This window comes from Ochrobactrum sp. PL_is483 (assembly GCF_055816855.1).
Map to the genome: position 1 here is coordinate 789,967 of NZ_JBVPGS010000040.1, position 26,154 is coordinate 816,120.

Annotated in this window: 19 protein-coding genes, 1 tRNA gene and 1 pseudogene; 10 read left to right on the forward strand and 11 right to left on the reverse strand. The window is 58.5% G+C overall.

Going from position 1 to position 26,154, the window contains the following annotated elements; all coding sequences use genetic code 11:
* Positions 1-205: 205 nt before the first annotated feature.
* The 5 genes from AC0TNJ_RS22075 to AC0TNJ_RS22095 form a co-directional block, all read right to left on the reverse strand.
* Positions 206-1,168: a thermonuclease family protein gene (locus AC0TNJ_RS22075; protein ID WP_473772435.1), complete on the reverse strand. Its 963-nt coding sequence runs from the start codon at positions 1,166-1,168 to the stop codon at positions 206-208.
* Complete coding sequence (locus AC0TNJ_RS22080; RefSeq protein ID WP_122002027.1) at positions 1,168-1,821, reverse strand: S24 family peptidase; 654 nt, start codon at positions 1,819-1,821, stop codon at positions 1,168-1,170. The genes AC0TNJ_RS22075 and AC0TNJ_RS22080 overlap by 1 nt, the downstream gene beginning before the upstream one ends.
* A 257-nt stretch (positions 1,822-2,078) precedes the next feature.
* Positions 2,079-4,295: a 3-hydroxyacyl-CoA dehydrogenase NAD-binding domain-containing protein gene (locus AC0TNJ_RS22085; protein WP_473772400.1), complete on the reverse strand. Its 2,217-nt coding sequence runs from the start codon at positions 4,293-4,295 to the stop codon at positions 2,079-2,081.
* A 16-nt stretch (positions 4,296-4,311) separates the two neighbouring features.
* Positions 4,312-5,520 (reverse strand): acetyl-CoA C-acetyltransferase, encoded by a 1,209-nt coding sequence (locus tag AC0TNJ_RS22090; protein ID WP_122002029.1) that lies wholly within the window; start codon positions 5,518-5,520, stop codon positions 4,312-4,314.
* A gap of 64 nt (positions 5,521-5,584) precedes the next feature.
* A complete protein-coding gene (locus tag AC0TNJ_RS22095; RefSeq protein ID WP_473772401.1) occupies positions 5,585-7,378 on the reverse strand; it encodes an acyl-CoA dehydrogenase C-terminal domain-containing protein in 1,794 nt (597 codons plus the stop codon).
* A gap of 498 nt (positions 7,379-7,876) precedes the next feature.
* Between AC0TNJ_RS22095 and AC0TNJ_RS22100 the strand changes: the two genes are divergently transcribed.
* Positions 7,877-8,113, forward strand: a complete 237-nt coding sequence (locus AC0TNJ_RS22100) for a hypothetical protein (protein ID WP_473772402.1) — start codon at positions 7,877-7,879, stop codon at positions 8,111-8,113.
* Positions 8,114-8,212: 99 nt separating this feature from the next.
* On the opposite strand, the gene AC0TNJ_RS22105 is transcribed toward AC0TNJ_RS22100, so the two are convergent.
* Complete coding sequence (locus AC0TNJ_RS22105) at positions 8,213-8,725, reverse strand: DUF1236 domain-containing protein (RefSeq protein ID WP_122002032.1); 513 nt, start codon at positions 8,723-8,725, stop codon at positions 8,213-8,215.
* Between the two features lie 244 nt (positions 8,726-8,969).
* Positions 8,970-9,425 carry a MerR family transcriptional regulator gene (locus AC0TNJ_RS22110; RefSeq protein WP_473772403.1) on the reverse strand — a complete coding sequence of 152 codons (456 nt, stop codon included), beginning with the start codon at positions 9,423-9,425 and terminating at the stop codon, positions 8,970-8,972.
* A gap of 373 nt (positions 9,426-9,798) precedes the next feature.
* Here AC0TNJ_RS22110 and AC0TNJ_RS22115 point away from each other — a divergent pair, with 373 nt between their 5' ends.
* The 5 genes from AC0TNJ_RS22115 to AC0TNJ_RS22135 all read left to right on the forward strand — a co-directional run bounded on the left by AC0TNJ_RS22115 (position 9,799) and on the right by AC0TNJ_RS22135 (position 16,747).
* Positions 9,799-13,350 carry a peptidoglycan-binding protein gene (locus AC0TNJ_RS22115; RefSeq protein ID WP_473772404.1) on the forward strand — a complete coding sequence of 1,184 codons (3,552 nt, stop codon included), beginning with the start codon at positions 9,799-9,801 and terminating at the stop codon, positions 13,348-13,350.
* A gap of 141 nt (positions 13,351-13,491) precedes the next feature.
* Complete coding sequence (locus AC0TNJ_RS22120) at positions 13,492-14,046, forward strand: hypothetical protein (protein WP_473772405.1); 555 nt, start codon at positions 13,492-13,494, stop codon at positions 14,044-14,046.
* A gap of 428 nt (positions 14,047-14,474) precedes the next feature.
* Positions 14,475-15,356 carry a sulfite exporter TauE/SafE family protein gene (locus tag AC0TNJ_RS22125; protein WP_473768606.1) on the forward strand — a complete coding sequence of 294 codons (882 nt, stop codon included), beginning with the start codon at positions 14,475-14,477 and terminating at the stop codon, positions 15,354-15,356.
* Position 15,357: 1 nt separating this feature from the next.
* The gene (locus AC0TNJ_RS22130; RefSeq protein ID WP_473768313.1) at positions 15,358-16,176 is read left to right on the forward strand and encodes a TIGR02186 family protein; all 819 of its coding nucleotides are present in this window, start codon (positions 15,358-15,360) and stop codon (positions 16,174-16,176) included.
* Positions 16,177-16,405: 229 nt separating this feature from the next.
* Entirely contained in the window at positions 16,406-16,747 is a 342-nt protein-coding gene (locus tag AC0TNJ_RS22135) for a VirK family protein (RefSeq protein WP_473772406.1), read from the forward strand.
* 56 nt (positions 16,748-16,803) lie between these two features.
* Here AC0TNJ_RS22135 and pdeM read toward each other — a convergent pair whose 3' ends face one another.
* Positions 16,804-17,520, reverse strand: coding sequence for a ligase-associated DNA damage response endonuclease PdeM (gene pdeM / locus AC0TNJ_RS22140; RefSeq protein ID WP_473772407.1), 717 nt, complete (start codon positions 17,518-17,520; stop codon positions 16,804-16,806).
* Positions 17,517-20,033, reverse strand: coding sequence for a ligase-associated DNA damage response DEXH box helicase (locus AC0TNJ_RS22145; protein WP_473772408.1), 2,517 nt, complete (start codon positions 20,031-20,033; stop codon positions 17,517-17,519). The genes pdeM and AC0TNJ_RS22145 overlap by 4 nt, the downstream gene beginning before the upstream one ends.
* A gap of 123 nt (positions 20,034-20,156) precedes the next feature.
* Here AC0TNJ_RS22145 and AC0TNJ_RS22150 point away from each other — a divergent pair, with 123 nt between their 5' ends.
* Entirely contained in the window at positions 20,157-21,170 is a 1,014-nt protein-coding gene (locus AC0TNJ_RS22150; RefSeq protein WP_473772436.1) for a ligase-associated DNA damage response exonuclease, read from the forward strand.
* Entirely contained in the window at positions 21,170-22,789 is a 1,620-nt protein-coding gene (locus tag AC0TNJ_RS22155) for a cisplatin damage response ATP-dependent DNA ligase (RefSeq protein ID WP_473772409.1), read from the forward strand. The genes AC0TNJ_RS22150 and AC0TNJ_RS22155 overlap by 1 nt, the downstream gene beginning before the upstream one ends.
* A 64-nt stretch (positions 22,790-22,853) precedes the next feature.
* Here the strand turns inward: AC0TNJ_RS22155 and AC0TNJ_RS22160 are convergent, their stop codons facing one another.
* On the reverse strand, positions 22,854-23,879 hold the full coding sequence (locus tag AC0TNJ_RS22160; protein ID WP_473768308.1) for a hypothetical protein: 1,026 nt from the start codon (positions 23,877-23,879) through the stop codon (positions 22,854-22,856).
* 481 nt (positions 23,880-24,360) lie between these two features.
* Here AC0TNJ_RS22160 and AC0TNJ_RS22165 point away from each other — a divergent pair, with 481 nt between their 5' ends.
* Together AC0TNJ_RS22165 and AC0TNJ_RS22170 are read left to right on the forward strand one after the other, a co-directional pair.
* A complete protein-coding gene (locus AC0TNJ_RS22165) occupies positions 24,361-25,329 on the forward strand; it encodes an NAD(P)H-dependent flavin oxidoreductase (RefSeq protein WP_122002045.1) in 969 nt (322 codons plus the stop codon).
* 263 nt (positions 25,330-25,592) lie between these two features.
* Positions 25,593-25,668 (forward strand) — tRNA-Thr (locus AC0TNJ_RS22170).
* Between the two features lie 343 nt (positions 25,669-26,011).
* On the opposite strand, the pseudogene AC0TNJ_RS22175 reads toward AC0TNJ_RS22170, so the two are convergent.
* Positions 26,012-26,154: pseudogene (locus AC0TNJ_RS22175) on the reverse strand (DDE-type integrase/transposase/recombinase); the annotation flags it as partial.

Here is a 26,154-nt window from a genome sequence, read left to right on the forward strand (position 1 = left end):
TTAAAAATATGGGCGGCTTCGAGCCGCCCTTATTGTTTTGCACAGCCTCACTGACGCGCAGAGCGAAGCGTATCATCATCCTGAGCCTGTCGAAGCACGAGGGTTCAGAAAGCTCAAGCCCGACCTTTCGACACGGTGCTTCGCATTTGCGAACGCAAAACCGTTTCACACTTTTGGCTCGAAAATGCTCTAAGTTCGTCTCGTTCTATTGTGCGGGTGGTACGGGCGGAAAACCGTCCAGCGGCTGCGGGGACGGCGAAGATGGCTGCGGTTCCGGTTCAGGGGCCAGCGGCGAAGGATTATCCATCATATCGCTGCTGCCGGGTTCCGGATTGGGCAGCGACGTATCGGGCTTGTCGCCGAAAATACCGAGATGCGCTTCCACGGCCTTGCGGCCCGCTTCCTCATAGGCGCTGCCGGGTACAGCCTTCGCCCAGCCATTGGCGACCAGCCATGCGGCTGCATCTTCATTGCCAAGCGTGCATTCGGTCGCGACCGCCGCACCGCTGTCATTTTCAGGCAGACGGCACATGACGGCGCGGGAACGCAGCCATTGCCGAAAGGCGGTGCGCGCCTGCATGCCGCATGGCCAGCTTTCGCCGGAAGCGGTCTGGCAGGTCTGTTCAACGGGCACGATTTCAATGCCTTGCAGCTCGATTGTGCGGCCCTGGCTTTCCAGCCGTCCGGCGGCCACGGCGACAGGCCGCTGCAAAAGCTGCATCTGTTCGCCCGCATCGACAGGCGTGGCCGGTGCAGGCGGCTCCGGCGGCTTGGGCGTGGATGCAAGGCCAAGATCGCTCAGCGGCGGACGCGGTGCCTCGCGTTGCATGTCACTTTCATTGGATTGATCGTTAGCTGTGCCGTTTTCCGGCGATGCAGGCGACTGCCCTTCAGCGGGTGCTCCCTCGCCCGGTTGCGACGGCATTCCCTCCGGCATATTGCCCGTTTCAGGCGATGTTCCCGGCTCGTTATAGTCGAACTGTTCGACAACAATGCCGTTTCCTGTACCGGTCTTCGTCTGTGCATCACCGGAATCGATGACGACCACGGGACGGTCCAGAGCGCCATAGAACGGCGCCACGAATGCCGCGACCAGAACCGCGCCGGTTACGCCAGCCAGACCGCCAAAGACGGCGCGCGCATGGCTTCTATCCCTTGATTGCACCATTACTGGCTGGCCCACAGAATGCGGGCGACCCATTCGATATCCCTGGTTTCGAAGGTGCGGTTTGAATGTTCAGGGTTGAGCGAATGCAGCTCTATGGTTCGCGGGGTCTGGCGGTGCAGGATCTTGGCCATCACTTCTCCGTCTTTCGTTCGCACCACCACGCGGTCGCCACGGCGGACCGCCGCATTGGGCGCGACGATCAGCGTATCGCCATCACGGTAAAGGGGCAACATCGAGTCGCCCGAAACCTCCAGCGCATATACTCCTTCGCCCGTGCTGGCGGGAAATTCCACAATATCCCAGCCTTGCCCCGCCGGGAAACCGGCATCGTCGAAGTAGCCGCCCGCTCCTGCTTCGGCCATGCCAAGCAGCGGGATCGATTGCATGTCCTGCGTATATTCGCCAAATTGCGGCGTGCGGGTTCCTCCGCCGATGAGCCGCGTGAACTCATCGAAGGTCGAGCCGGTTGCTTCCATCACCTTGGCAAGTGATTCCGTCGAAGGCCAGCGCGCCCGCCCATCGGAAGCATAGCGCTTGGATTTGTTAAAGGTCGTTGGGTCCAGCCCCGCACGACGCGCCAAGCCGGACGCGCTGAGGGAATGACGTTCGGCCAAAGCATCGATGGCCGCCCACACGCTCTCGTGAGAAAACATAGTCATGATCCGCCACGTAGGTTCCGACATATCTCCCTGAACAGCCCCGTCAGGCGATATGCTTAAAGGATTTTAAACCTAATTTCCGTCCCATCTTCAGCTTCAACCTACCGAAAAAGCGCGAATTGCGCAAGATGGCTGAATTAACAGGGAAAATTTTCTTATTCGCGACGGATACAGTTCGGCAGTGGCGGGAAGCGCAAACAAAAGCGCGGCATGAAACATGCCGCGCTCGATGTTCTTGCGAAAGGATGAGCTTACGCTGCCTTCTTCGTTTCCGTCTTGTACGGGTTGAAGCGCTGGTAGAAGCTTTCGCCGTTCTCGGCCATATCGAGCAGAAGTTTCGGCGCCTTGAACTGCTGACCGTATTTCTTCTGCAATTCCTTGGCGAGCTTGACGAATTTCTTCGCGCCCATGCCATCGATATAGGAAAGCGTGCCACCCGTATAAGGCGCGAAACCGAAGGCGAGGATGGAGCCGACATCGGCTTCCCGCGGATCGGTGACGATGCCTTCTTCCATCACGCGGGCAGCTTCCAGAGCGATGGTGACGAGGAAGCGCTCTTTAAGCTCCTTCACATCGACCTTGTCCGGGTTCTGCTGCGGATAGAGGTCCTTGAGACCGGGCCACAGATGCTTCTTGGCAGGCTTTGCCGGATAGTCATAGAAGCCCTTGCCGTTCTTGCGGCCCTTGCGGTCAAACTCGTTGACGAGCCTGTCCACCAGTTCCACATGGCGCGGATCGACAGCCTTTTCGCCGAGATCGGCAAGCGTTGCTTTCAGGATTTTCTGCGACAGGTCGATGGCCGTTTCGTCGTTGAGCGCCAGCGGACCAACCGGCATGCCGGCCATGCGGGCGGCGTTTTCGATCATCGCAGCCGGAACGCCTTCAACGAGCATGTTGTAGGCTTCCGACATATAGCGCAGCACGCAGCGATTGACGTAGAAGCCGCGCGTGTCGTTGACGACGATCGGCGTCTTCTTGATCGCGCGGACATAGTCGAGCGCGACAGCCAGCGCCTTGTCGGAGGTCTTCTTGCCGAGGATTACTTCCACCAGCATCATCTTGTCGACAGGCGAGAAGAAATGAATACCGATGAAGTTCTTCGGACGCTTCGACACTTTTGCAAGGCCGGTGATCGGCAGGGTCGAGGTGTTGGACGCGAAGATCGCCGAAGACTTCAGAACTTCCTCGGCCTTCTCGGTCGCAACGCGCTTGACTTCGCGGTCCTCGAACACGGCTTCGATCACCAGGTCAGCGCCTTCGAGAAGCGCATAATCCGGCGTCGCGGTGATGAGCGACAGAAGCTTTTCCTTGTCGGCCTCGGTGGCACGGCCCTTCTGCATTTCCTTGGCGATAAGGTCTGCCGTATGCGCCTTGCCCTTGTCGGCAGATTCCTGATCGCGGTCGATCAGCACGACCGGGATGCCCGCCTTGGCGGTGACATAGGCGATGCCGGCGCCCATGAAGCCCGCGCCGATAACGCCGATCTTCTTGAGCTTGGTCGGCTTTTCTTCCGCCGGACGGCGTGCGCCCTTGTTCAGCTCCTGCAGCGACACGAAGAGCGAGCGGATCATCATGCCCGCTTCGGTCGTCTGGAGAATTTCGGTGAAATAGCGCTGCTCGATCTTGAGGCCGGTATCGAACGGCACCAGAAGGCCTTCATAAACCGATTTCAGGATAGCGAGTGCGGCCGGATAATTGCCGGAGGTTTCGCGGCGCAGGATTGCCGTTGCGGCAGGCCAAAGGTTTGCACCAGCGGCTGAATAGATCGCGCCACCCGGTAGCTTGAAACCCTTTTCATCCCACGGCTGCACCGGCTTGAGGCCACCCTTGATGAGTTTCTTGGCGGTTTCGACCAGCTTTTTGGCCGGGGCGATCTCGGTGACGAGACCCATGGCCTTGGCGCGCTGCGCCGTCAGGCTGGAGCCCGTCGTCATCATCTGGAGCGCATCCTGCTGGTTGGCAAGGCGCGGAACGCGCTGCGTGCCGCCAGCCCCCGGAAACAGGCCAACCTTCACTTCCGGCAATGCCATCTTCACGCCCGGCGCATCGGACGCGACGCGGGCATGGCAGGCGAGCGACATTTCGAACGCGCCGCCCATGCAGGTGCCGTTGATGGCCGACACCCACGGCTTGCCGCAGGTTTCCAGCTTGCGGAACAGGCCGCTCATCTTGCCAACATTGTCGAAAAGCGTCTGAACGGCGCCCTGTGGGTCCTTGGCCTTCTGCTTCTGGAATTCCTTGAACATGCCTTCCAGCATGGTCAGGTCCGCACCGCCGGAGAAGCTTTCCTTGCCGGATGTTATAACAACACCCTTGACCTTCTCGTCAGCAGTCGTCGCATCGATGATGGCGTTCAGCTCCTGCATCGCCTCGACGGTGAAGACGTTCATCGACTTTTCAGGCATGTCCCAGGTAACGAGAGCAATGCCGTCGGTGTCGGTTTCAACTTTGAAATTTACATAAGCCATTGTCTAAACCTCCCCTTTACACGCGCTCGATGATCGTCGCCGTACCCATGCCGGCACCGATGCACAAGGTCACCAGAGCGGTATTGAGATCGCGGCGTTCCAGCTCATCCAGCACCGTACCGAGGATCATCGCGCCGGTCGCACCGAGCGGATGGCCCATGGCGATGGCACCGCCATTGACATTGATCTTGTCGTGCGGAATCTCGAAAGCCTGCATGTAGCGCAGCACAACAGCGGCGAAGGCTTCGTTGAGCTCGAACAGGTCGATGTCCGAAATCTTCATCTTGGCCTGCTTCAGCAGCTTTTCCGTCACATCGACCGGGCCGGTCAGCATCAGTGCCGGTTCCGAACCGATATTCGCGAAAGCACGAATGCGCGCGCGCGGCTTGATGTCGAAAGCCTTGCCCGCCTTCTTCGAGCCGACGAGAACGCCAGCCGCGCCATCGACGATGCCCGACGAGTTACCGGCATGGTGGACGTGATTGACCGTCTCGATTTCCGGATGGGCCTGAATGCCGACGGCATTGAAGCCGCCCATTTCGCCCGGCATCACAAAGGACGGATTGAGCTGGCCCAGCGCCTGCATGTCGGTTGACGGGCGCATATGTTCGTCACGGTCGAGAATGGTCAGGCCGTTCTGATCCTTGATCGGAATGACCGAATTCTTGAAGTAGCCCTTTTCCCACGACTTGGCGGCGCGCTTCTGGCTTTCGACAGCATAGCCATCGACGTCATCGCGGCTGAAGCCGTATTTCGTGGCGATCAGGTCGGCGGAAACGCCCTGCGGCATGAAATAGCCCGGAAAACCGACCGACGGGTCCATGTACCAGGCGCCGCCCGACATGCCCATGCCGACGCGCGACATGCTTTCCACGCCGCCAGCAATCACCAGATCGTCGGAACCGAAAGCGACCTTGGCCGCAGCCAGATTGATCGCATCGAGACCCGAAGCGCAGAAGCGCGAAATCTGCATGCCCGGCGCCTTGAAGTCGTAACCGGCTTCGAAAGCGGCAGAACGCGGAATGACCGCGCCAGCTTCGCCAACCGGATCGACGCAGCCGAAAATAATGTCGTCGACCTTGGCGGTGTCGATGCCGTTGCGGTCACGCAGGGATTCCAGAACCTTCGCGCCCAGACGAACGGCAGGCACTTCGTGCAGGGACCCGTCTTTCTTACCGCGCCCGCGCGGCGTGCGCACGTGATCGTAAATATAAGCCTCAGCCATGTTTGCTCCTTCCAGCCAAAATTGGCCCGCCGGTGCCCCCGGCACCGGCTCAAATCAAAAAGCCTCAGAATGTGTCCGCGTTAAGCGCCATCATGCTATCCGCACCCGACTGGATGCGGGCCAGATGCGCCACGCTTTCCGGCATGATCCGCTCGAAATAATAGCGCGCGGTGACGAGCTTTGCTTCGAAAAACGCCTTGTTGCCTTCGCCTGCGGCCAGCTTTTCTTCCGCGACCTTGGCCATGCGCGCCCACATATAGCCCAGCGCCACCAGACCGAAGAGATGCATGTAATCATTGGAGGCAGCACCGGCATTGTCGGGCTTGGCCATCGCATTCTGCATCAGCCACATGGTTGCGGCCTGAAGGTCGTTGACGCCCTTCTTCAGATATTTGGTGAAGAAGGAGAGCTTTTCGTTTTCGCGATTGGCTTCGCAGAATTCGCCCACTTCCTTGAAGAAGGCGGTGATGGCGCGGCCGCCGTTCAGTGCCAGCTTGCGGCCAACCAGATCAAGCGCCTGAATGCCGTTCGCACCCTCATAGATCATGGCAATGCGTGCATCGCGCACATACTGGCTCATGCCGTGTTCTTCGATATAGCCGTGGCCACCAAAGACCTGCTGCGCCATGACGGCGTGCTCAAAACCCTTGTCGGTCAGAACACCCTTCAGAACCGGCGTCAGCAGGCCGACCAGATCGTCTGCGGCCTGACGCTCGGCCTCGTCGCCTGCGCGGTGGGCAATATCGGAATGAAGCGCGATCCAGAGGATCAGCGCACGACCGGCTTCGTTGAAAGCGCGGATATTCATGAGGTTGCGGCGGATATCCGGGTGGACGATGATCGGATCGGCCTTCTTTTCCGGCTCCTTCGCACCGGACAGCGCACGGCCCTGGATGCGTTCGCGCGCATAGATCACGGCGTTCTGATAGGCGGTTTCGGCAATGGAAAGGCCCTGCAAGGCCACACCGAGACGCGCTTCGTTCATCATGGTGAACATGGCGCGCAGGCCCTTGTTGGCCTCGCCGATCAGGAAGCCGGTCGCCTCGTCGTAATTCATGACGCAGGTCGCGTTGCCATGAATGCCCATCTTTTCTTCGATGGAACCGCAGGAAACGCCATTGCGCGCGCCCGGATTGCCGTTTTCATCCAGAATGAACTTCGGCACGATGAACAGCGAAATGCCCTTCACCCCTTCCGGCGCGCCATCGATACGGGCCAGCACCAGATGGATGATGTTTTCCGACATGTCGTGTTCGCCAGCCGAGATGAAAATCTTCTGGCCGGAAATCTTGTAGCTGCCGTCCGCCTGCGGCGTGGCACTGGTGCGCAGAAGCCCCAGATCGGTGCCACAATGCGGCTCGGTCAGGTTCATCGTGCCGGTCCAGGTGCCTTCCACCATCTTCGGCAGATAGGTGTCCTTCTGCTCGTCGGTGCCGTGGGTCAGGATCGCGGCAATCGCGCCCTGCGTCAGGCCCGGATACATGGTGAGCGCCATATTGGCCGAAGACATATATTCGCCGACCGCGGTGTGCAGCAGATAAGGCAGCCCCTGCCCGCCATATTGCTCCGGCACGGCAAGACCGAGCCAGCCGCCTTCACGATAGAGATTATAGGCTTCCTTAAAACCCTTCGGCGTGGTGACCGAGCCATCCGATGAACGCTTGCAGCCTTCCTGATCGCCGCTGTGATTGACCGGAAACAGCGTGCCTTCCGCAAGCTTCGCGCCTTCCGACAGGATTGCCTCGACGACATCGGGCGACGCGTCGGCAAAGCCCGGCAGGTTGTTGTAGCGCTGATAATTCAGAACGTCGTTGAGAACGAAATTCGTATCCTCAACTGGCGCGCGATAGCTCGGCATAGAAATCCTCCAAATTCACCACCTGAGCCGTTCCGCGATGATTGGAACGAGCCCATAACCGCGTTTCATGCCTGCATGCCACATTATAGCGAATTGTTGTGACAGCAGGCATGCTGCAACAAAAACGGATGAATTTCTGCGAAAAACAGCCCTTTTTGTTACTTTTTGGCCAACCGTAGCACGGATTTCGCGCGGGTCCGACCAATTCGGAGCTGAAGCTAGCCTACTTTGACGTTTCCGTAAACGTCAAAAATTACACAAGTTCGTGCAGGGCGGACAAAATGTATGCAAAGGCGCATTCGGGGCTGATAGTGGTCCGAACGAAAGTGTGTTAGAGCGCATCCTCACATGAGGCGCGTTAAAGAATGTTGGCGTAGGTCTGGCTCGCTCGGCTTGACGCTTAAAGCGCCGAGGGCATCTCGAAGCCAAACAAACAGATAGAGCGGTTCCAACGATTCCGTTGGAACAGGAACCGCTCCAGAAAACGACAGGAGTATAGTGGTGAGCGAACTTACCGTAGCGGAAGCGACAGACCAGATCTATGAATCGCTTCGGGCCGATAATCTCGATCTGGACTTGCATATCGCAGCGCTCAAAGCCGCTCTGGAGCGCGCGGGTTCGAAAGAAGCCGTATTCGACCCGGCCAAACTCGTGCAGAACAACCGCTCCGGCAGGAAGCTGATGCAGGCTTATTTCCGCCAGCGCGGCGTTGCGGTCAAATTCGCAGTTTCGTAAAGGCGCGTCCCGACCCGCAAAGCGATCAGGACGCGGCAACCCTGTTCAAATCTCGTGAAAGGCGGCGGAATTGCCGCCTTTCATCCAGACGTCCAGGGCTTATTTGACCCAAACGACGCGGCGCGTCTGCGTATCGATCAGGGCCGGGCGATCTTCCACATAAACATAGGAATAGGCGGGCTGGTCCGGCACAGCCACCAGAGGCACGCCTTCAGGAATTACTGTGCCCTCAGCGATCTCGCCTTCGATGACCACCGGATCGACCGGGTTGGCTTCGATGTAGGTCACCACTTCATTGGGAACCAGCGGCCCGGCATTCGGCCCCTCGGTATAATAGACGACCTGACGGTTCTGCATGGACACGATTACCGGTTCGCCATTGACATAGATGTAGCCGAAATCCGGATTGTCGGGGATCGGGTGAACGGCGATTGCGTCAGGCAGAACGTAACCATCGCGGATTTCGCCCTCGATGACGACCGGCTCCGATGGATTTGCGATGACATAGTCACGTGCTGCTTGCGGCACTTCGACCAGTACGCGATCTTGCGCCAGCGCAATGCCGGAACTGGCAAAAAACACCGCTGCGGTCAGAACAAGAGCCTTTTTCATTTTCAGCCTCACTTTCGCATCAGAGCGATTTTTGACCTGATCTGGATCAGCTCAGCGCTCTGTCGGTTCGTTTCGACGCACATCCTATCCGAAAGCCGCTTTGGGCTGCTTCGGGATGCGCTATCACTCGCAAGGCTGAAATAACCGCATCGAGACGCCTAAGTTCCTGCGAAACGGCACACTTAGTGCGACAGACTGAAACAATCAGGCCGTCAGGACAGGGAAAGATCGGTAGTTTCGCCGCTCACTCGGCCATGCGCGCCAGAACAGCGCGCAGCTCTTCGACGGAGCGGTCGATTTCGTCCTTTTTCTTCTCAAGTTTGCTGAGTTTATCCTTGAAACGCTTGCGCAGGCTCTCGGCCTCAGCCTGGTCGGCGGTGCCCTTTTCCCACACGCTGATCAATTGACCCATTTCGCTCAGCGTGAAGCCGATGCGGCGCCCGAACAAGATCAGACGCAATCTTGTATGGTCCTTGTAATCATACAGCCGCGTTATGCCCGCGCGGCGCGGATTGAGCAGTCCCTTGTCTTCATAAAAGCGCAAGGCCCGCAATGTCAGGTCGAATTCTTCGGCAAGATCACCGATCCGGTATAATTGCCCCGACTGATTTTCCCTTCGCGCATTCCCGCTTGTCCCGGTCAGCAGATCCGCGATGGCGATATCTACCGTCTGTCCCGGCGCGTTTTTTTGTTTACTCATCTTCTACCCTGTTTCCGCCCCCGGAAACGCCCGGCCACCGCACGAACGCGCGATGGAACCATTATTGACGGCAGCTCAAATTGACATTGCTGCCAGCGCCACGCTGCCACTGCCGCGGCTTATACTCGCCCCCGCAATCCACTCGTCTTTCATGCCTGGTAAATGCGCTATCTTGTCAGTCCGTATTCGACACGCCGATTTCGACCGCTTTGCAGCGAGATGCCTCTCCGGCACCACTAAAGCACTCAGTTGGCTACATATATTAACGAGTTGTTTACCACGTTTGTACAAAACTAGGCAGAGCAAATTCTTGCCAGTTGCGTTGGCGAAATCTGCTCCGGCGGTCTCTATCATTGGAAAAAGTGAATTTCTCATGGCAAACCCAGATCTGGCGTCAGGTTCACGATCCATCATCGACGAATTGAATGCCCGCCGCGAGCGCCGCGCACCCTCGCCTGCCATGGAAGAACTCAACCGCACACTGGCGAGCCTTGAAAAGCGCCTGATGGATCTGGAGCAGGACGACGCGCCGGACATGCGCAATATCTTGCGCTCGGAACGCCAGCCCGCACGCCAAGCCGACGAGACGGTCACGGGGCTTGCGGAAATCGCCGAAAACCTGCGCCGCATGCGGGGAAGCCAGGACGAACACCAGCAGAATTATGCCTCCAGCGCAGAGGTCAGCCGGGCCAGCCGCGAAATGACCCGTCTCCAGCGCGCCGCAAGCGAAGAAGGTTTTTCACAGCGGGTCAGCGACGATTTCGAGCGCCTCAACGACAGTGTGCGCCTTCTCGCAGAGCGCAGCAGCGAGGCCAACGCGCAGGCGCTTCGCCGCCAGCTCGAAGAGCTGAACCGCACAGTCCAGAGCCTTGCCCGCGAGGAGACCTTGCACCGCCTCAACAATCGCTGGGACCGCTTCGACGCCCGTTTCGAAGCCTTCGAGCAGCGTCATAATGCCGTCGATCCGGCGCTGGATGCCATAGGCTCGCGTCTTGAGCAGGTGCGCGACGCTATCGGCACGCTGCCGCAGTCGAACCGCCTGAGCGCAATCGAAGACCGCATCGGCCAGCTGGCAAGCTCCATTGAGGAATCGCTCAATCCGCAACATGCATCGTCGCTCGAACAGGGCCGCCTGCAACAGATTGACGAGCGGCTGGATGAAATCAGCCGCGCCATCATTGCCACAGGCCGCGCCCAGCGCCCGGATCAGGACGGCGGACGCCGGCTGGAGCGCATCGAAAGCCGTCTGGCGGACCTTGCCGAACAGCTTGCCGCTTCCGCGACACAGCAGAACTCGGATACACTTTATCGCAAGCTCGGCGAGCTTTCCTCGCGCATTGACGGCCTTGCCAGCGGCTCCGCGCTGCCGGATGGTGTCATCGACCAGCTTGCGCACCAGATCAACCTGCTTGCCAGCCAGGTTGGCAAGGTTATGGAGAATCTCAGCCAGTCCGATTATCACGCCGTTGAAGCCCGCCTTGAAGCGATCGGCGAAAAGCTCGAAGCGGCTGAACGCCGGGCCGAAGAGCCGCATCCTTCCGTTCTGGAAAAGATCGACCGCCGCTTTGCGGAGCTGACGGAACGTCTCGACACGCAATATGCCACGCAGCATGTTGACACCAGCGCGCTCCATACGCTGGAAGGCCGTATCGACGATCTTTCGCAGCAGATTTCGCTGGGTCTCCTTCAGGCACCGTCCTATGACGGTCCCGGACTGGACATGAAGGCGATCCGCAGCCTTGAGGATCAGATTGCCAATATCGCCCATCATCTGGCGCAGCCCGTTGCCGAAATCGCGGAACTGAAGCCGCGTCTCGATTCCATCGAGCGCTCCATCGCCTCCAATCGTGAAACCGTCCTGGATGCTGCACGCGAAGCCGCCGAAAGCGCGGTTGCGCGCGTGCTGCAACACGGATCGCACAATGACGGCGCGATTGCCCGCCAACTGGCCGAAGACATGAAATCGCTGGAGGCCCTGGCGCGCAATTCCGACGAGCGAAACGGCAAGACTTTCGAGACCGTCCATGACACGCTGGTCAAGATTGTCGACCGCCTGGCCAGGCTTGAACAGGATGTAGCGGGCAGATCGGATGCGCCGGATGCGGAAAAGCTGGTCTTCAAGGGCCCGAATTCCGGCTCGCCGCGCCCGTCCACACCGCGCTCACCGGCGGCGGCAGCGGCGGAGGCCGCCTTCGCAACTGTTCAGGACGAAGCTGGCCCTGCCAACACGCGCGCCGATAATGTGAGCGCAAAATCATCGCTGTTCGGCGGCTTTGCCAAGGCCATACGTGGCCGTCGCGCCGACAAATCCGCCGGAAAGGGCGGCGAAACGCTGGAATCCATGGCGCTTGATGCGACGCTCGACGCGCCTGCCTTCGAAAGCGACCTTGCGGCAATCGAGCCGGTCACACGTGAAGAACCCGAATTGGAAAGGGCCTCCTCGCTTCGTCCCCGAGGCGAAGGAATGCCCGACCTCAATTCAATCATGAAGCGGGTGCGCGAAGAACGCCGCCAGCGCGAAGATGCTGCCGATGCAGCACTTGCTGCCAACGGCAAAGTGGACTTCATAACCGCAGCCCGGCGTGCCGCCCAGCTTGCCGCTGCCGAATCCGAACAGCTTCAAAAGGGCGCGACCAAGCGCACGAGCAACAAGAAATCTTCCGTCGGCGAGATGATCCAGCGCCAGCGCAAGCCTATCCTCATGGCTATCGGCGCGGTGATGATCGCGATGGCTGGCCTGCAAATCGGTTCCGCCTTCCTTAACCGCGACGAACCGATGGAAACGGCAATCGATACGGCTTCGCCGCAAATCGACACAAGTGCCGTCGATAAGACGCCCCCGCCAGCCGACGAAATCGCGACCAAGATTGCTGCGGATGCAGCCCCGGCGCCGCGGCAATCCGCTGAACCCGCCCCTACGGCGGTGGCCCCGGCACCAGTCGACGAACAGCAGGCAGCGGTGGAAATCCCCACGCGGATCGAACAGCCTGCCGCGACAGCGGCCAATCCGGTGAAGCCTGTGGAAACGGCTCCGGCAGAACCCGCTGCCCAATCCCAGCCCACGATCCCGCCCGTTCCAGAGGAAGCCGGTCCGGCAGCGCTTCGCGAAGCTGCGGCCAAGGGCGACGCCCGCGCCCTCTTTGAAATTGGCAATCGCTACATGGAAGGCCGCGGCGTTGCCGCCGACTTTGCCAAGGCTGCAAATTGGTATGAAATTTCCGCAGGCCAGGGCTTTGCTCCCGCACAATATCGTCTCGGCAATTTCAACGAGAAGGGCCTTGGCATGCCCCGCGATCTCGAAAAGGCCAAGACCTGGTATCAGCTCTCCGCCCAGCAGGGCAATGCTAGCGCGATGCACAATCTCGCCGTCCTTTTCGCAACCGGCGCCAACGGCAATCCCGACAATGCTTCAGCCGTGCGTTGGTTCACCGATGCGGCTGAACTCGGCGTAAAGGATAGCCAGTTCAATCTCGGCATCCTCGCTGCCAAGGGGTTGGGCATGCCGGTCAATCTGGAGGAAAGCTACAAGTGGTTCTCACTTGCCGCCAATGCTGGCGACAAGGATGCAGCCGACAAGCGCGACCAGATTGCCAAGGCGTTGAAGCCGGAGCAGCTTGAACGCGCCAAGGATCTGGTGAAGCTCTGGAAGGCCAAGCCGCTCGATCAGGCAACCAATTCCATCGACGTGCCGGATGCATGGACCGAAACAAAGCCGGTCACCACAGGCTCGGTGGACATGAAAAAGGCCGTCCGCAACATCCAGCTCATTCTTCAGAAAAACGGCTACGACGTCGGCACAGCCGACGGCGTAATGGGGGGCAAGACCCGCACCGCGATTGCTGCGTTCCAGAAGGCGAACGGACAGGCGCCCACCGGAGACGTGGACCAGAAGCTGGTCCAGCTTCTGCTTGAAAAGAACAAGTAACCCATTGAAATCATATGGATTAAACAAGGGCGGCATAAGCTGCCCTTTTTCGTTTTCGGCTGCAATCGTCTGAGAGAAGTGACAGGTTGATCCGACTCGCCGAGGCTTATTATCTACACCCTATCAACGAGGGGATAGACTATGCTCTTGCATGTAAACAACGACATGGAAAACGGTATCATCGCGAAAATCCCTCTCGCGCTCGACAAGGATATCAAAAGTTTCCAGGGGGACGCGATCGACTTTGAAATTTCCTCCGGCGACAAGCAGCTTATCCCCGCCGAGGACATCCATCCCTACAAATCCATTTTCAAGGTTCTTTCCGGCAGTTTCGAACTGAAGAATATCTTCATCGCCGTATCGTTCAATGCGAATTTCACCACGCCAGACGGCAAGAAAACCTGTCTGACGCGCTTTAGCCCGATGGAAGACTGGAATGTGATGAATGGCAGCTATTATGCCGAGAGCATGAACTGCTTCGGCTTCAAATCCAGCAGCCGCTTTGCCGGGAATTTCAGTGTCAACCTGACCAATCCCTATCTTTACATCATAAAGAACGGCAGCCTGACCGATAGTAAAATGTCGGACAACATTTCAATCCGCGCCCAGTTTTATCCGTCCTCCGGCTATTCGGTCATCACGCCCAAAGAAGATATCAATATCGTTATCAGTAATCGTCAGAACGCAGCCGACTGATTCAAAGCGCATCAGCACCGAAACCGCTCAAGTATATCCTATATAATAGGTAGGATTATATCGATGAAAGCTGTTTTCTATGGTCATTGGCGCCCTTTTTGTTGTTCGCAAACAACAGTTCGGATTTTTCCTTCAATATACTCCCGCAAGGTAACCTTATCGGCAATCGGCGTTTGACTTCCCGACAACGACAGCGCAAGACATTATCAGAGGTGGCCAGGCTGGAACTCGCGAGCAGACTAAAGCCTAACTACTTGTTTTCATGCATTTCCGTGCGCAGAACAGTTTCATAATGTTGCCGGAGATGTTTTGGTAAGGTGAGATATCTTGCGGAGAAACGCGACCGCAAGCAGCTGTATGTCATGCGTTCGTGAAAGCCGGGTTGGGAATTGGGTATTTATCTTCCCATTGCGGAATTATCGGTCAACATGCTGGTTCTTCTCGGCATGGGCGCCGCCGTGGGTTTTCTATCCGGATTGTTCGGCGTCGGCGGCGGGTTTCTCATCACCCCGCTTTTGATCTTTTATAACATTCCGCCTGCCATCGCGGTCGCCACAGGCGCCAATCAGGTGATCGCCTCGTCGGTTTCCGGCGCGCTGGCACATTTCAAACGTCGAACGCTCGATATCAAGCTTGGCCTGTTTCTTGTGGCGGGCGGCATATTGGGTTCCCTCGCCGGTATCTTCGTGTTCGCGTGGCTGCGCGATCTCGGCCAGTTGGACCTGATCGTGTCGATCCTCTACGTCTTCTTTCTCGGTACTGTCGGCGGGCTGATGCTGGTGGAAAGCGTGCGGGCGCTCCGCCGCGTGAAAAAGGGACAGGCTGGCGCCGTGCGGCGGTCCGGCCAGCACACCTGGATACATCGTCTGCCGTTCAAGATGCGGTTCCGCGCCTCCACCATCTACGTCAGCATCATTCCGGTGCTCGGCATCGGCTTTTTCATTGGCCTTCTGTCCTCGGTGATGGGTGTCGGCGGCGGCTTCATCATGGTGCCAGCCCTCATCTATCTGCTGCACGTTCCGACCAATGTGGTTGTCGGCACCTCTCTTTTTCAGATCACCTTCGTCACCGCCGTCACGACAGTCCTGCAGGCAACGACCAACCAATCCATCGACATTGTGCTTGCCTTCCTGTTGATGGCTGGCGGCGTTATCGGCGCGCAATATGGCGCGCGCGCAGGACAAAAACTGCGCGGCGAACAGTTGCGCCTTCTGCTAGCACTTCTCGTGCTGGCCGTCGGCCTGCGCCTTGCCTTCGGCCTGTTCGTGCGGCCGGACAATCTGTTCTCCATCTCGATTGCGGATATGTGAGATGGGTAGGCTCTTCTGTGCTTTGTTCATGCTTCTGCTGACAGGAAGCGCATTTGCGCAGGTCGATTCCAGCGGCAATGGCAATCCCGTCCCGCAATTGCAGAACCCAGCCGATGAAAGCATCGAAATCGGGTTATCGACCGAAACCATCGCCATCACATCGAATTTCGGCGGCACCGACCTCACCATATTCGGCGCGCTCGACAATGCTGATCCAACGATCCAGCGGCAGGGCCGTTATGATATCATCGTAGTGTTGCAAGGCCCCTCGCGCGACCTCGTCGTGCGCAAGAAGGATCGCTATCTCGGCGTGTGGCTGAATGCGGATTCGGAAACTTTCCTGGGGGTGCCGCTTTCCTATTCGCTGGCCTCCACCCGCAACCTTCAGGACATAACCGAAGAGAAAATCTACCGGCAGCTTTCGGTTGGCGTGCGCAACTTCTATCTCGTTCCCGAAGACCCCGGCAGCCTGTCTGGCAATATTCCCCGATTTGGCAATGAACTGCGCGAGATGAAAATCCGGCAAGGTCTCTATACGCAGCGTATCGGAGGCGTGGAATTCATTTCGCGCACATTGTTTCGCGCTACGTTGAAACTGCCAGCCAACGTGCCTGTTGGCCGCCACAAGGCGCGCGCGCTTCTGTTTCGCAACGGCGTTTTCCTGCGGGAAGCCAATGCCAGCCTGGAAATCGTGAAGGCCGGTTTCGAACAGAGCATATATAACGCCGCCCATCAGAACAGTTTTCTCTACGGCCTGTTTGCAGTTTTCCTTGCCGTCTTCACCGGCTGGTTCGGGCGTATTCTGTTTAAAAAAGACTGATGCATGGCTCCCAAAAACGGGAACCGCTTTTGGTATGCCCTCCTATAGAACTAGCAAATACTTGGAATAGCGCTCACTGCCACAGTCGCTAAGCTCTAGCGTACTTATTGGAAAAGTGAGCCAGACAATGTTCAGGAATACTTTGTTATTGGTGATGTTAATCGGTGCTGGCGGCATGAGCGGGGCCCGCGCGGACGAGCCCGGCTAGTACGAGATACTCAAGCAACATTTGCTTGCCGGACAGCGAACGACCTCCATCCTGCAACTCGACAAGTGCGAGCAGACATCTGGTTCAAAAATCGGAATGAAAGGTCTGACAGGCGGGCTTGTCATTCCCAGCTTCATGAATGTGCAGGAACCCTCCGAAGCGATCCTCTATTCGGACGATCATTCGACAGTGCATGATGACCTGCCCGTACATGAATTCCTTCGCTATCGCGTCGCGTCGGATCAAACAGCGATAATCACGACCAAAGTCTTTTCATCAAAGACATTTGAAGCCATTGGCGAAACGAGAATCTTCAAATGCAAATTGGGTGAAGGACTTACTTTTTCCTATCAGCCCGATTAAAGCGTGTCGCCGGAACGAGCGGGACCGTTCAGCTCATCGTGTTCTGGTATAACGGTCTATCCACCAAGGAGCACGTTGCGCGTCATCGGGTAAACCTTGCCCTGGCCAAGCATATAGGCGCGCAGGGTCTCATCAGCGAACAGTCCTCGAAAGGCGCGATCCAGAATGTTGAGCGCGCCCGTATAGGCTCCGAAAGCAGGCATGATGAGCCTTTCGCCGTCGCTCACAAAACAGGGACGCCGCACTGACCGTCCGCGCCGCACGATGCGGGCGGCGGGGTGAAGGTGGCCTGCAATCTCGCCCTGCCCGGCCTTGCGCGACGGTTCGTGCCGGAAAGTCAGCGGCCCGACCGCGAGTTCCTCCACGCAATCGCCCGGCAGGTCGACGGGGCGATCCGGATCGTGATTGCCGGTGATCCAGAACCAGTCGCGATGTTCCATCAGCGATTTCAGCCGGATGGCATAGAGTGACGGCAGGCGCTCGCTGGCCGTCGCATCGTGAAAACTGTCACCAAGGCTGATGACGGTTCGCGGCTGGTAGCGCGCGATTGCCAGCGCCAGCATGTCGAGCGTCGCCGCCGTGTCATAAGGCGGGATAAGCTGGCCGCGCCGGGCAAAGGATGAACCTTTTTCCAGATGCAGGTCGGAAACGATCAGCATATGCAGGTCGGGCAGGAACAGCGCGCCGGATGGATCGCAAACAGCCGCAACGCCACGCACTTCGGCATGGGCCAGACTGTAGGCTTCACCATTTCCCCACACTGCGGTTTTCATTGCATCGCCTCTCTGATCAGATCGTCCGCAGCCTCTTCAAGCAGCATTTCATCGCCCTCGCCTGCCACGCGCTCCCGCCCGATCTCAAGCATTACTGGCAGCGCCAGCGGCGAAATCCGGTCGAGCGGCTTGTGCAGCATATGCCCTTTCACACGCGCCAGCATGTCGCCGAGGCGCTTGATATCCAGAAGTCCGGTCGCCGCATCCGCGCGCGTCGCCTGCAGCAATATGTGGTCCGGCTCGTGGGTTCGCAGCACATCATAGATCAGATCGGTGGAAACCGTCACCTGACGGCCTGTCTTCTCCTGTCCCGGATGACGGCGTTCGATAAGCCCGGAAATCACGGCGCAATTGCGGAAAGTGCGTTTCAACAGGTAGCTTTCATCAAGCCATGCTTCGAGATCATCGCCCAGCATGTCCTCGTCGAACAGGCGGGGGAGGCTGAGTTTTCCCGTGCCGATCATCGCGCCCATATCCTTGAGGCCCCAGAGACCCAGCGAATAATCAGTGGCGACAAAGCCAAGCGGATGCGCGCCCATGCGCTCCAGACGGCGCGTCAGCAACATGCCGAGCGTCTGGTGCGCCAGCCTGCCCTCGAATGGATAGGCGACCATGTAGAAGCGATTGCCGCGCGGAAAGGTTTCGATCAAAAGCTCGTCCGTGCCGGGCAGCACGGATTTCCATTGCTGCACTTCCAGCCATTCCCGCACCTGCTCCGGCAGAAACTGCCAGCGCGTGCGATCGGCGAGCATGGCGCGCACCTGCGCGGCCAGATAGGTGGAAAGCGGAAACTTGCCGCCTGCATAGACAGGAATCTTGGCATCCTGTCCCGCAGCATTGGAGGCAATGCATTCGTTCTCGCGGATGCCTTCGAAACGCAGCACCTTTCCGGCAAACAGGAACGTGTCGCCAGCTGTCAGCGTCTCTAGGAAATATTCCTCGATGCGGCCAAGGACACGCCCGCCCCTTGCACTGCCACCCTTTCCGCCACGTGTGAGCCGCACATTCAGCTCCGGCGCCTCGACAATGGTGCCGATGTTGAGGCGATATTGCTGCGCGATGCGCGGATTGGACACCCGCCAGGTACCGTCCACCGTCTTGCGGATTTTCGCAAACCGCTCATAAGTCTTGAGCGCATAGCCGCCGGTCGCCACGAAATCCAGGATGCGGTCGAACGTGTCTCGCGGCAGGTTCGAATAAGGCGCGGCGCTCTGCACCTCACGGTAAAGCTGGTCGGCATTGAAAGGCTCGGCACAGGCCATGCCGAGCACGTGTTGCGCCAGCACATCCAGCGCCCCCTCGATCAGAGGCGGCGTGTCCTGCGCGCCCAGATAATTGGCATCGAGTGCGGCACGGCACTCCATCACCTCGAAGCGGTTGGCGGGCACGAGGATGGCCCGGCTCGGTTCGTCCATGCGGTGGTTGGCGCGGCCGATGCGCTGCGCAAGGCGGCTCGCACCCTTTGGCGCACCGACATGGATGACCAGATCGACATCGCCCCAGTCTATGCCGAGATCGAGCGTCGAAGTGGCGACCACAGCCCGCAATGTGTTGGCTGCCATCGCCTGCTCGACCTTGCGGCGTTGGCTGGCATCGAGTGAGCCATGATGCAGAGCGATCGGCAGCGTATCCTCATTGACCCGCCAAAGCTCCTGAAACAGCATCTCCGCCTGACTGCGCGTATTGACGAACAAAAGCGTCGTGCGATGCCGACGGATCGCCTCATAAATATCAGGTATCGCATAGCGCGAGGAATGTCCTGCCCATGGCACCCGCTCCTCGGAATCGAGAATGGTGATTTCCGGTTTCGCCCCGCCATCGACCGTCACGAGACCGGCCATGGAACCGGTCCCGTCCTGCTCCACCAGCCAGCGGCGTAGCTCGTCGGGCTCGGCCACCGTCGCGGAAAGGCCTATGGTCTGCATTTGCGGTTGCAGGCGGCGCAGCCGCGCCAGCCCCAGCGCAAGCAAATGCCCGCGCTTGGAAATGACCAGCGAGTGCAATTCGTCGAGCACCACGTAGCGCAGGCCCTTGAAAAACTGTTCTGCGCCCTTGGATGCGATCAACAGCGCAAGCTGCTCCGGCGTGGTCAGCAGAATATCCGGCGGCGCCAGTTTCTGTCGCTGGCGCTTGTGCGCTGGCGTATCGCCGGTGCGCGTCTCGATGGTAATGTCGAGCCCCATTTCCTCCACCGGCACTGTCAGATTGCGATGAATATCGACCGCAAGCGCCTTGAGAGGTGAAATGTAGAGCGTATGGACACCACGCTTCGCCATACCCGGTTTTTTAAGGCCCTTTCGTTCCAGGTCCACCAGCGCGGGCAGAAAGCCGGCCAGCGTCTTGCCGGCGCCGGTGGGCGCGATCAGGAGCGTGGACTGGCCCTGTTCGGCACGCGCCAGAAGCTCCAGCTGATGCGCGCGCGGCGACCAGCCCTTGGCCGCGAACCATTCAAGAAAACGGTCCGGCAAGGGAAAAGCGGCAGATGCGGCGGCGGGTTTCTGGTTCAGTGTCACGCCGTCAATCTAATCGCAGCAAGGCAAACCGCCAAGGTGTTTGTTCACTTTTGTTCTCATTTTGTCAGCAGACGCAAGCTCCATCCCTTTTCTGCGCAAACTTCGTGACCTATCTTGAAAACCATGCGCTTCAACCAGCTTCTATGCTCCTCTCCCAAAGGCCTTTATTGCCCGCCCGGCGATTTCTATATCGACCCGGTGCGCCCGGTGGAACGCGCGCTCATCACCCACGGACACTCCGATCATGCCCGCTCGGGCCACACCCATGTGCTGGCAACGCGCGAAACGCTCGACATCATGGCGCTGCGCTACGGCGCAAACTTTGCAGAAGCGACGCAACCGATAAGCCTCGGCGAGAGCCTGACGATCAATGGCGTGCGGATCAGCTTTCACGGTGCGGGCCATGTGCTGGGCTCGGCCCAGATCGCGGTGGAAATGGATGGCACCCGCATCATCGCTTCAGGCGACTACAAGCGTGCGGCCGATCCGACCTGTGCGCCGTTCGAGCCTGTCGCCTGTGATGTGTTCATCACCGAAGCGACGTTTGCACTGCCGGTATTCCGTCACCCGGATGCATCCCACGAGATCGCAACGCTTCTTAAATCGATCCGGCAGTTCCCCGAGCGGGCGCATATGGTGGGAGCCTATTCGCTCGGCAAGGCGCAGCGCGTCATCAAGCTCATCCGCGAAGCGGGCTATGCGGAGCCGATCTACATTCACGGCGCGCTGGAAAAGATCTGCGAATATTACCAGTCGCAAGGTATTGATCTCGGCGTATTGGAACCCGCCACGCTGGAGCAGCGCGAGGCACAGCCGGATTTTGCAGGAAAGATCATCGTCGGCCCGCCATCGGCATTTTCCGACCGCTGGGCGCGACGGTTTCCCGATCCTGTTTCAGCCTTCGCCTCGGGCTGGATGCGCATCCGCCAGCGCGCCAGGCAGCAGGGCGTGGAACTGCCGCTGATCATTTCCGATCATTGCGACTGGGATGAGCTGACAGCAACCATAACGGAAATCGCTCCCGCCGAAGTGTGGGTCACGCATGGACGGGAAGAAGCCCTTGTTCGCTGGTGCGAGTTGCAGAACATACCGGCGAAGCCGCTGCACCTCGTCGGCTATGAAGATGAGGGCGACTGATGCGCGCTTTCGCCGAACTTCTCGACCGGCTGGTGCTGACGCCACAAAGAAACGGCAAGCTGCGATTGCTCATCGACTATTTTCGCGCCTCACCCGACCCGGATCGCGGGGTAGCGCTGGCGGCGATCACCCGCGATCTGGAACTGCAAAGCGTAAAACCGGCCATGCTGCGCGCGCTCATCGCCGAGCGGACAGACCTGACATTGTTTGCCTATTCCTACGATTATGTCGGTGATCTTGCCGAAACGATTTCGCTGATCTGGCCCGGCCCCAGCGAAACTGCTCCGGGCGCCGATCTGCCGCTTGGTATCGTGGTGCACGAATTGCAGAATGCTTCGCGCCGCGAAGGCCCGCTTCTCGTCGCCGGATGGCTAGACGTGCTTGGCATTTCCGAACGATACGCGCTATTGAAGCTCGTGACCGGCGGCTTGCGCGTCGGTGTTTCAGCCCGTCTGGCGAAGCAGGCGCTGGCGGATTTCGGCGGCGTCGACGTCGTGGAAATAGAAGAACTCTGGCACGGCCAATCGCCGCCCTATGAGGCGCTGTTCGCCTGGCTCGAAGGCCGCGGTGGAAGGCCCGCCGCTACCGCAGCCGCACCGTTTCGCCCCGTCATGCTGGCCACTGCGCTTGACGAAGCAGAAATTCCCGCGCTTGACGCATCCGCATTCACTGCCGAGTGGAAATGGGATGGCATTCGTGTTCAGGCTGTCGCCGAAAACGGCCTGCGCCGTCTCTATTCGCGCACCGGTGACGATATCTCCGGCGCGTTCCCGGATGTTCTGGAAGCCATGGATTTCGAAGGCGCGATCGATGGCGAATTATTGGTCGGCCACTACGGCGAAACCGGCATAGAGACCGCCACATTCTCCGACCTCCAGCAGAGGCTGAACCGCAAGACCGTAAGCGCAAGACAGTTGCGCGATTATCCGGCCTTCGTGCGAGCCTATGACCTGTTGCAGGAAGGGAACCAGCAGACAGGCGCAGATTTGCGCGCCCTGCCCTTTTTGGAGCGCCGCGCCCGCCTGCAAAGCTTTGTCAGCAGGCTCGATCCACGCCGCTTCGATCTCTCGCCTGTCCTGCCATTTTCCAACTTTGAGGAACTGGCGCGATTTCGCGCCAATCCGCCACATCCGGTCATCGAAGGTGTCATGCTGAAGCGTCATGACAGCGCCTACCTTCCGGGCCGCCCCAAGGGACCGTGGTTCAAATGGAAGCGCGATCCTTTCACCATCGATGCGGTGATCGTCTATGCCCAGCGCGGGCATGGCAAACGGTCGAGCTATTATTCCGATTTCACCTTTGCGGTCTGGACGGGACCGGAAGATGAACCCGTGCTCGTGCCTGTCGGCAAGGCCTATTTCGGCTTTACAGATGAAGAACTGAAGTTGCTGGACAAATTTGTGCGCGAGAATACCACCGAGCGTTTCGGGCCGGTGCGATCCGTACGCGCCGAACCCGATCATGGACTGGTCGTGGAAGTCGCCTTTGAGGGTCTCAATCGCTCCACGCGCCACAAATCAGGCGTGGCCATGCGCTTTCCGCGTTTTTCGCGGCTGCGCTGGGACAAGCCGCCCCGCGAAGCGGACCGGCTTGAAACGCTGGAAAAGCTGCTATCCTGACTGGAACGTCTTTCTTTGAAGCGCATCTTGTCCGAAAACCGCTTCACACTTTTCGGGATGCGCTCTAATCAGCCGCCGTCGACACGCGGATTTCGTAGATATTGACCGGCTTGCCGGAACCGCTCAGGTCTGAATTGATCGTGATTGTGCCCGCACGACCTGCCTTCTGGCCGGATGGCATTTCCATATCGAAAAGGAAATCGCTCACGGAATCGCGCACGTCGTAGCGCCTGCGTCCGCAATCGCCAAGACCGCCGAAATCGCAGTTGACCGACATCTGGGTTGTTTTGCCATCGTCGGCACGCGCCACGATGTTGAAGGTCGCGGTTTTGCCCACCAGCTGATCCAGAATGCCCTCGCCCACATCGAATGTGACCGTATCTTCGGCACCGGCAGACTGAATGCGTGCGAAGCTGCGCGTGCCCTCCTGCCTGATTTCAGCCGTGGCGCGTCCCTTGACGGACATGCGAGTGGCTTCCGAAGGCTGGAAAATGGTGATCCATTTCGCCCCGCCCGGCTCCTCGCCTTCCTTCAATGGAGCAATATTGCCTTCGCCATGCAGCGGGTTGTTCGCCGGTCGGCTGCTCAGATCGATAAAGCTGTTATAAAGCGAATAGCCGATGAAAGCCGCAACCGCGAGCACAAGTGCCGGAATGCCGTAGCTGTAGAAAGGCGAATGGCGCTTCTTCTTGCGGCGGTCCTTTCGTGAGACGCCACCCTCATAGCCGAGATCGGCATTGCTGCGCTTCTTCTGCCGCGAGGTCGCGCGAATATCGCCGGTATCGAGCGCGGGCGACGTTTCCTCCACCCCGCCCAGCACGGGATCTTCCCCCAGCTGTGCATCAAGCGTTGGCTCGCGACGAGCGCTCGTCTCTCCGCCACCGGTCTTGAACTCCTGTTCGATACCGGAAATCGCATCCTTCAGGTTCTGGCGCCGCTGTTCCTTCTGCGCATCGCTGAGCGCAGTGTTGGTCGCGAGCGCGCGCTCATGCGCACCCCAGGCGGACTCATAAATTCGCTGCCGGGTCGCCGGATTGTGTGCATCCGCCTTGGCAAATGCATTCCTGATCGCGCGCTCAATACTTTCCAAAGGCTGCTCTTCCCTTGTTCGTTTTTCCCGCCGTTTCGTTGCGCCCTCAACAGGAGCAAGCGGTTCCCGATGCAGACGGTTTCATAAGCCTCAGCGAAATTAACGTCTGAATCAAGGCATTTACCTGTTCATCACCCGCTTTGACTAGCCGATAAGCTTAACAGAGACACCAAATATTAACTCTGAATGCGGTTTTCCCCCATCCGTATAGTTTTTACAGCGCTGAACACCGCCCCCAGGTGAGCGACACCCCCGGAAGTATATTGCCGATTCCCTCACCTTCGATCATTTGGGCAAAGATGGATTCCCACTGTTTTGAAAGTGAGCAAGCCGACTGACTTCCGGCAAAGGTCTGCGAGTGGCTATCGAAGGCAGACTGGCGGCAACAGGCACGTTCGCACGCTTTTGATATTGCCGTTGGGCAAGGAAATGCTACAGGTATTACATTTACGGAAACGTCAATCATGGAGGACGATTGAAAATGGCCTTGCCGGATATTCTGAAAAGCAGACTGCGCATCCCGGTGGTTGGTGCTCCCCTATTCATCATTTCGCATCCGGCTCTGGTAATGGCACAATGCAAGGCAGGCGTCGTCGGTTCCTTTCCTGCTCTCAATGCCCGCCCGGAAGCGCAACTCGATGAGTGGCTGGCGGAAATCACCGAAGGGCTTGCTGCCCACGACAAGGCCAATCCTGACCGCCCCTCCGCACCATTCGCGGTCAACCAGATCGTTCACCGTTCCAACAAGCGGCTTGAGCACGATCTCGGCCTCTGTGTAAAATACAAGGTGCCGATCGTCATCTCGTCGCTCGGCGCGGTGCCCGAAGTAAATGCGGCAATCCATTCCTACGGTGGCATCGTCCTCCATGATGTCATCAACAACCGTCATGCCAATTCGGCGATCCGCAAGGGCGCGGACGGCCTTATCGCCGTGGCAGCCGGTGCGGGCGGTCACGCTGGTTCGCTCTCGCCCTTCGCGCTCGTGCAGGAAATCCGCTCCTGGTTCGATGGTCCCCTGCTCCTTTCGGGCGCCATCGCCAACGGCAACTCGATCCTTGCCGCGCAGGCCATGGGTGCCGATCTTGCCTATATCGGCTCGCCCTTCATTGCCACGACAGAAGCGCGCGCGACAGATGCTTATAAACAGATGATCGTCGACTCGAGTTCCTCCGACATCGTCTATTCCAACTACTTTACCGGCATCGCAGGCAACTACCTGAAGCCGTCCATCGCCAATTCGGGCATGGACCCTGACAATCTTCCGGAGGCCGACCCTTCCAAGATGGACTTCGACAAGGCGCAGCAGGAAGGCGCCAAGGCCTGGAAGGATATCTGGGGCTGCGGCCAAGGCATCGGCGCTATCCACGAAGTGGCCCCTGCCGGGGAATTGATTGACCGTCTTGAGCGTGAGTATAAGGAAGCTCGCCAGCGTCTTTGCGCGAGCGTATGATTCTCTGGTTGTCGACCGCGCTGGCTTGACGGCTGGCGCGGGCTCAAACCGCGCACGTCCACAAAACCATCGCTTTTGTGCATCTGAAGACAGCTTCTTTCAGCCTTGCCGGGCGCTGGCGATGCGCATGTTGTGAAAGCTTTTGAACAAACATACAGATTGTTTGATTTGGGCCTTGCTTTCCTCCATGCTTTTGGTTATCAGCGCACCGTCCAGCCGGAAACGGTTGGCTTCCTTCGGGAAAATGGAACACACTGTTCCGGGCCGCTTTAGCTCAGTTGGTAGAGCACATCATTCGTAATGATGGGGTCGCGTGTTCGAGTCACGCAAGCGGCACCATATTTCTGTAGAAACATGTTGTTTTTCAATTGCTTATTTGAAATAGCAACGCACTAATCCACCTAAAAAATCCCCCTTACTTCTTTTGATTGGTCTCCGTTTCTGCCGAGCATAATTCCGCGTCCGAAACCATTTTCCCTCGCGCGCGTGCGCGTATCGGTCTCGAAAGTCCCTTTGACCTTATTTATCGCGTCGGAAAACTTGGACGTGCTTTGATTTCCATTGATTGTTTTTCCGCCCTATAAACCGCCTGCCAAAATGTCTCGGGCATTCGAAAATTCATCAAACACGCAGAAAGCAAACCTTCAAAACCTTCAAAACCGCTGTTCTTTGCGCATGCTCAGGTACCCTGGTCCGAATGGTGGAGAAGCGCATCCGGCTTGCCTCTGCGCCAGATGGCCATGATCAGCGCATCTGTGACGAGCTGGGCCGTCATGTTTGCGTTCATCGACCAGCCAACGACACGGCGCGAGAACAGGTCGATGA